The organism is uncultured Pelagibacterium sp. (assembly GCF_963972885.1).
GTDB lineage: Bacteria > Pseudomonadota > Alphaproteobacteria > Rhizobiales > Devosiaceae > Pelagibacterium > Pelagibacterium nitratireducens.
The window spans coordinates 1-6,552 of sequence record NZ_CAXAXY010000132.1 but is presented as its reverse complement, the minus strand read 5'-3'; the positions used below and the strand labels follow the sequence as shown (position 1 = coordinate 6,552).

The 6,552-nt window shown below is 62.0% G+C and carries 7 protein-coding genes; 2 read left to right on the top strand and 5 right to left on the bottom strand.

What is annotated here, in order from left to right; all coding sequences use genetic code 11:
* Nucleotides 1-138: 138 nt before the first annotated feature.
* The 5 genes from pqqD to AACZ55_RS15045 form a co-directional block, all read right to left on the bottom strand.
* On the bottom strand, nucleotides 139-429 hold the full coding sequence (pqqD, locus tag AACZ55_RS15065; protein ID WP_339647431.1) for a pyrroloquinoline quinone biosynthesis peptide chaperone PqqD: 291 nt from the start codon (nucleotides 427-429) through the stop codon (nucleotides 139-141).
* A 29-nt stretch (nucleotides 430-458) separates the two neighbouring features.
* Nucleotides 459-1,223 carry a pyrroloquinoline-quinone synthase PqqC gene (pqqC, locus tag AACZ55_RS15060; protein ID WP_339647429.1) on the bottom strand — a complete coding sequence of 255 codons (765 nt, stop codon included), beginning with the start codon at nucleotides 1,221-1,223 and terminating at the stop codon, nucleotides 459-461.
* Nucleotides 1,220-2,128, bottom strand: a complete 909-nt coding sequence (gene pqqB, locus AACZ55_RS15055; protein WP_339647427.1) for a pyrroloquinoline quinone biosynthesis protein PqqB — start codon at nucleotides 2,126-2,128, stop codon at nucleotides 1,220-1,222. The genes pqqC and pqqB overlap by 4 nt, the downstream gene beginning before the upstream one ends.
* Nucleotides 2,129-2,156: 28 nt before the next feature.
* Nucleotides 2,157-2,237 (bottom strand): pyrroloquinoline quinone precursor peptide PqqA, encoded by an 81-nt coding sequence (gene pqqA, locus AACZ55_RS15050; protein WP_041528725.1) that lies wholly within the window; start codon nucleotides 2,235-2,237, stop codon nucleotides 2,157-2,159.
* Nucleotides 2,238-2,340: 103 nt separating this feature from the next.
* The gene (locus tag AACZ55_RS15045) at nucleotides 2,341-3,345 is read right to left on the bottom strand and encodes a LysR family transcriptional regulator (RefSeq protein WP_338609598.1); all 1,005 of its coding nucleotides are present in this window, start codon (nucleotides 3,343-3,345) and stop codon (nucleotides 2,341-2,343) included.
* Between the two features lie 161 nt (nucleotides 3,346-3,506).
* On the opposite strand from AACZ55_RS15045, the gene AACZ55_RS15040 reads away from it, so the two are divergent.
* Nucleotides 3,507-5,369, top strand: a complete 1,863-nt coding sequence (locus tag AACZ55_RS15040; protein ID WP_339647425.1) for a feruloyl-CoA synthase — start codon at nucleotides 3,507-3,509, stop codon at nucleotides 5,367-5,369.
* Between the two features lie 3 nt (nucleotides 5,370-5,372).
* Nucleotides 5,373-6,552, top strand: a 1,180-nt coding sequence (locus AACZ55_RS15035; RefSeq protein ID WP_339647424.1) for a thiolase family protein, incomplete at its 3' end; no start/stop codon positions are given.

Sequence of the window (6,552 nt, the reverse complement as noted above, 5' to 3'; positions counted from 1 at the left end):
ATTTGTGGGTCAACTCGATCAGCACGGCGAGCGGAATGCCGTATTGGGCGGCAATCGGCTGCCCCCTGCCTTCGAGCAGGGCCAATCCGTCATTGGGATCGGTTTCGATCGGGGGATGGTGCCGGTCGAGGGTCGGGCTCATGGTTTTCCTCCTCCATCGATCAGGAACCCGGAATTGGCCAGATCCTGAATCATTTCGATCACGTCGGACGCGATCTGGTCAGCGGGTGCAGCGTATTTTTCCGCCAGCGTGTCGGCCATTTGTGCGATGGTACGCTGGCCATCGCACAAATGCAGGATTTCAACGGCGATATCGTCGGGTGCCAGCACCCGTTCGGGCACCAAAAGCACCCAGCGGTCGCGCGTTTCGTCGTGCCGCAGCTTGACCCCGCGGGCGAGGCGCGGCGCGCTTTGGGGCGTTGCCACCATGCGGCGGCGCGATGCAGGTGCTGCCTGGGTCATGTCGCATCCGGAACGAAAGCGCCGGGCGGGATGTGCCCGCCGACATAGGCATGGTGCAGCGCATCGAGCTGCACCCAGAGCACGTTGGTCTTGAAGATCAGTGCGTTGCACACCAGCCGCCGCTCCTCGGGCGTGCGGGCATGGGTCTTGACGTAGTCGAGCGCGAAATCGGCATCGCGGGTGGCCTGATCGAGCCGGCGCGAGAAATAGGTCATCACATCGGGGGAGATGAAATCGTAATGCTCGAGCATCCCGGCGATGCGCTCCTGATGCAGATTGGGCGCAAACAGTTCGGTGAGCGAGGAGGCTATGGCTTCGAGCGGGGTGCGGTCGCGCACGAAATGGACGTAGGCCTCCACCGCAAATCGCGTGGCCGGCAGGATACCTTCGGTCGATTCCACGTAATCGGGATCGAGACCCAATCCGGTCGTGAGCTTTAGCCAGCGTTCGATGCCGCCTTCGCTGCCGATGTCGCCGTCATGATCTGATATCCGGTGCCGCCATTCGATGCGGGTGGCCCGGTCGCGGAAACGGGAAATGACCACCGCGTCCTTGAGCGGAATGGTCGACTGGTAGAAATAGCGGTTGAGCGCCCAGGCCTGCACCTGCCCCTTGTTGAGCTTGCCGCCATGCAGCAGGCCGTGAAAGGGGTGCAGGTTGTGATAGCGGGTGGCGCCGATATGGCGAAGCTGGGCTTCGAGCGCCTCGGGGGAATCGAGCTCGAGATCGGGGGCGACTGAAAGCGCGGTTATCTGGTTCATAGTGTAATCTCCGTCCCTTCGGCGGGTATGGACCACCCGGCCGCCTCGAGCGCTTTTCGCTCATCTGACTCCGGACGCAGCGCCGGATTGGAATTGTTTATGTGCAGAAAGAACTTGTTGCCGATCGGTGTAGCGGCCAGGGCCGGGATGACGTCGCTCATCGCAATGTGACCCATGCGCTGGCCGGTCTTTGAACTGAGGCCCTGGGCAATCATCTCGTCGTCGCGCCACAGCGTGCCATCGAAAAACACGGCGTCGGCCCCCTCGATCAGGCTCAACAGCTCATCGGTGATCGCGGCGCAGGCCGCCACAAACACCATGCGCGCGCCACTCGAACGGTCGGTGATCACGAGGCCGAGCGTGTCGCCTTCGGCATTTTCATCATGGCCTTCGAGAAACAGCGCGGTTTTGCCCGGCGCCGCAAAGGCAAAAATCTCCAGCCCCGAGGGCGATCCGTCGGGCAGCGCCGGCACGAACCTTTGGCCGGACGCAATGGGCTGACGGGTCACGTTTTCGGGCTTGAGCGCATTGAAGATCGAATTGGCCCTGAGGATCGAAAGCACGCGATCATGGGCGTAGAGCGTAAAGGGCGAGCCTTCGCGCAGCGTCAAGAGCCCGGTGATTGCGTCGATTTCGCCATTGGTGAGGATCACGCCCGTTATGGGCGAATGGCGCTTCAGGCCCGGCTTGGGCCACAGCGCAGGGGTATTGGCAATCTGCTGGCGCAAATCGGGCGAGGCGTTGATCAAAAACCAGTGCTCGCCGTCGGAACTGATGGCGATCGAAGCCTGGTTGCCGCCGATATCGAGCTTGCCCGAGCGCGCATCACGGCAGTTGTCGCAGCCGCAATTCCATTGCGGCACGCCGCCGCCTGCCGCGGCACCGAGTATGAGGATTTTAGTCATAGCGGGAAACCGCGGCAGGCAAAATCGACTACTTGCGCTTTGCGCAGGCGTACATGTTGATTTCCATGCTGACAGGAATTTCAGTGAGCTTGGGCTTGTTCCAGGCCATAGTGTTTCTCCTCATTTGAACACGGCATGATTGCCGTATCGTTCATGCTGCGAAGAGAGCGGGCTGCGCGCAATCTATGGAGCCCATAGCCATGCGCCTATGGCTAGAATTGCGCCTGCGGGCCGTTATCGAGGAAGGGCGGAATGGGCGAGATCTGCGGCAGGACGATGGTGTGCGCGGCATCTTTAAGCGTATCGAGGAAGGTTCGATAGGGCTCGATATGCTGATATTGCGTGGGGATAAGCGCCATGATGCGCCGTGTCGCGGCGTTGACGGCATAGAGCCGAATGCCTTTGAGCGTTTCGGCGCCATGCAGCAATGAGAGTGCGGGAACAAGGCACACGCCGGCGCCGGCCCTGACCAGTTCGGCCGCCACCTCGAAGCTGCGGCACTGGGCGACGATGGTGTGGCCGGGGAACAACCGCTCATACCAGTTCTGGACACGTTTGGTGTGCTGGGAACCGAACGCGAACTGGATCGACTGGTTGAGAATGGCCAGCTGGTCAGCAGGCAGATCGCGCTCGGGCCGTTCTACCCTGGAGAGATCGAGATGGCCGGGAACGGCAAGCACATGAGAATCGGTGAGCAGGGGGATCTGGGCAAAACCACCGCCCGAGGCCGACAGTGAATTGTCCGCCAGAAGCCCCACCGCAATGCGGCGATCATAGAGCAATTCGAGAATGTCGGACGGCGCCATGTCCTGGATATCGAAATCGATATCGGGAAAAATCTCCTGCAGCCGCCGCAGCGCGGGCGGCAGGAGAACGCGCAACACCGAGGTGATCCCGGCCAGCCTTATCGTCATGCGGCGCCCGGACGTATATTCCATCAGTCCGTCTTCGAGATCGCGCATGCCGCGCAGGACGTGTTCGGCCTTGGGCAGGAGGTAGTGGCCGGCCTCGGTCAGTTCCATTTCTCCAGGCCGGCGATTGAACAGGCGCGCGCCGACAAGCGTTTCGAGCCGGGAGAGCTGCTGGGACAGGGAGGGCTGGGCAATTCCCAATTGCTTGGCGGCTTCGGTCAGCGTTGTCGCTTGCGCAACGGCGGTGAATATCCTGAGCTGGTGCAGCGATATGTCGGGATGAGGACGGATCGATTGGGTGTTCATGGGTAAACTGTTCAAGGCCCCACATGAAAAATCGGCTTCAGCCGTCCGGTATCAGGGGCAACTCCTCGACCCTCCCATAGCCGCTCGGCCACAATCGCGCAATTGCCGGCTTGACGACGCCTAGTTATGTTTCATAACATAATTCAACTGGGAGGTTGGCTATGTCAGATCTATCGACGCCCATTCGCGAGGTCAGAATGGGCCACATGGCGGCGCATGCCGAGACGGCGTCGGATGGCGTTGTTCATGTGCGTTCAAGCGAGCAATTGGCGGCCTATCCGCGCTCCATCGTCGATGCTATCGCCCAATGGGCGGAGAAAATGCCCGATGCGCTCATGGTCGCGGATCGCAACAGCGAGACCGGCGATTGGCGCAAGCTGACCTATGGACAGGTCGTGGCGGCCATCGCGCCGCTCGGCCAGGCGCTTCTCGATGCCGGGCTGTCGCAGGACCGGCCACTGATCATCCTTTCGGGCAATGAAATCGAACACCTGCTGCTCGGGCTGGCGGCGATCTGGGTTGGCATTCCCTACGCGCCGATTTCTCCGGCCTATTCGCTGATCTCCACCGATTTCGGCAAGCTCAAGCATATCGCCGCGCTGCTCACGCCCGGACTTGTCTATGCCTCGGATGGCGAAAAATTCGGACCGGCCATCGATGCGGTGTTTGGCGATACCGTTCCGCTGGTGGTCAAATCCAACCCGCCATCGGGCCACCCCGCGCGCCTGTTCGATGAGCTTGTGGCAACGCCCGTCACCGCAGACGTGGCGCAGGCACACGACGCCATTACGCCCGATACCATCGCCAAGCTGCTCTTTACGTCGGGCTCGACGGGCATGCCCAAGGGCGTGATCACCACCAACCGCATGATGGCCTGCAATCAGGAAATGATCCGCACCGCCCTGGCGTTTCTCAAGGACGAGCCGCCGGTGCTTCTGGACTGGATGCCCTGGAACCACGTCGCGGGCTCGAGCCACAATACCGGCATCGCGTTCTATAATGGCGGCAGCCTCTATATCGACGACGGCCAGCCCACCCCGGCCAAAATCGGCAATACCCTGCGCAACCTCCACGAGGTGCAACCGACCGTTTATCTCACGGTGCCCAAAGGCTACGAGTTTCTGGTCGCAGCGTTCGAGGACGACCATGAGGTTCGGCGCAAATTCTTTTCGCGCATGAAATTGATGCAATATGCCGGCGCCAGCCTGTCCCAGCATGTCTTTGACGGCATGGATCGGGCGGCACGGGCCGAGTTGGGCCAGCGGGTGATGATCATCACCGGCTACGGCTCGACCGAAACCGCGCCCTTTGCCTTCACCACCACCTGGCCGGTGCAGGAGGCGGGGCATATCGGGCTTCCGGCGGCGGGCATGGAAATCAAGCTGGTGCCCAATGGCGACAAGATGGAATTGCGCCTCAAGGGGCCCAATGTCACGCCCGGCTATTGGCGCGACGCTGAAAAGACCCGCGAGGCGTTCGACGAGGACGGATTTTACAAGATCGGCGATGCCGTAAAGCCGGCCGACGAAAACGATATTTCAAAGGGCTTTGTCTTTGACGGTCGCGTCAGCGAGGACTTCAAGCTTTCGACCGGCACCTGGGTCAATTTTGCCAGCGTGCGCAAGGCCGTGATCGGTGCCTGCGCACCCCTGGTCCGCGATGTGGTTCTGACCGGCGCCGACCGCAACCATCTGGGTGCGTTGATTTTCCCCGATTTCGAGGCCTGCGCCCGCCATGCCGGATTGCCGGCAGGAACCGACCCCGCCCAGATTGCACAACACAGCGCCATCAGGGACAAGTTCTCCGTCGAGCTTGCGGCGCTGGCGCGGCGCGCCACGGGCAGTTCCACTCATGTTGCCCGGGCGCATGTGATGGTTGGGCTGCCCGATATCGACAAGGGTGAGGTGACCGACAAGGGCTCGATCAACCAGCGCGCCGTTCTGGCGGCACGCAGGGACCTTGTCGAAGCCCTTTATTGCGAACCGGTGCCCGCGGACGTTCTTGATCTGCCGAGAAAGGGATAATCAATGACCAAGGGATTGCGTTTTACCTTCGAGGATGCCTGGTTGCTTGGGGGCGCGCGCACGCCATTCATCGATTATCGCGGCGCGCTGTCAGAGATTTCGCCCATCGATCTGGGCATCAAGGCCGCCCGCGCGGCGATCGCGAAAACCGGCGTTGATGCTGCCGATATCGAAACCACGATTGCCGGCTCGATGGCCCAGGCCTCGTTCGATGCGTTCATGACGCCGCGCCATATCGGGCTTTACGCCGGCGCGCCGACCGAGGCACCGGCCCATCTGGTACAACGCATCTGTGGCACCGGGCTCGAAGTGATCGCCCAGGCCGCCGATTCTGTATCTCTGGGTCGCGTGAACCTCGCGCTGGCGGCGGGCACGGAATCGATGAGCCGCAATCCCATCGCCGCCTATACGCACCGCAACGGCTTTGCCATGGGCAAGGTCGAGTTCAAGGATTTCCTCTGGGAAGCCCTTTATGATCCCGCCGGTTGCGTCACCATGGGCGACACCGCCGAAAATCTCGCCAAACAATACGGCATCGAGCGCGAGCGCGTCGACCGCTTCGCCGTCCGCAGTTTCGAGCGGGCCACTGCGGCGCGTGATGGCGGTGTGCTGGCCGAGGAGATCGTGCCCGTCGTCAGCGAGACCTTCGAAATCGAAGGTATCGACAAACGCTCCATCCGCTTGCCGCGTGGCGTCGAGCAGATCGATACCGACAGCCACATCCGCTCCTCGCCCTATGAGGTTCTTTCCAAACTGCGACCGGCCTTCGGTGGTGTTCAGACCGGCGGCAACTCCTCGGCCATCGTCGATGGCGCCGGGGCCGTGCTCGTTGCGTCTTCGGACTATGCCAAATCCCACGGGCTGACGCCCAAGGCCCGCCTTGTTGCCTCCGCTGCGGTGGGGGTTCCGCCGCAGATCATGGGGATCGGCCCGGCGCCTGCCATTCGCGCCGTGCTCGAAGCGAGCGGGCTGACGCTCGATCAAATCGGGCGCATCGAGATCAACGAGGCGTTCGGCGCCCAGATCCTGGCCTGTGTCGATGAGTTGGGCCTCGATGAAGACAAGCTCAACGTCAATGGCGGAGCCATCGCCATCGGACACCCCCTTGGTGCCACGGGCATTCGCCTGGCCCTGACACTGGCCCACGAACTCGAACGCTCGGGGGAGCGCTACGGGATCGCAT

Bases quoted from the DNA above. Each gene is read 5' to 3' on its own strand.
- AACZ55_RS15040 (WP_339647425.1), top strand. From the start codon at position 3,507: ATGTCAGATCTATCGACGCCCATTCGCGAGGTCAGAATGGGCCACATG.
- pqqA (WP_041528725.1), bottom strand. From the start codon at position 2,237: ATGGCCTGGAACAAGCCCAAGCTCACTGAAATTCCTGTCAGCATGGAA.
- pqqB (WP_339647427.1), bottom strand. From the start codon at position 2,128: ATGACTAAAATCCTCATACTCGGTGCCGCGGCAGGCGGCGGCGTGCCG.
- AACZ55_RS15045 (WP_338609598.1), bottom strand. From the start codon at position 3,345: ATGAACACCCAATCGATCCGTCCTCATCCCGACATATCGCTGCACCAG.
- pqqD (WP_339647431.1), bottom strand. From the start codon at position 429: ATGGTGGCAACGCCCCAAAGCGCGCCGCGCCTCGCCCGCGGGGTCAAG.
- pqqC (WP_339647429.1), bottom strand. From the start codon at position 1,223: ATGAACCAGATAACCGCGCTTTCAGTCGCCCCCGATCTCGAGCTCGAT.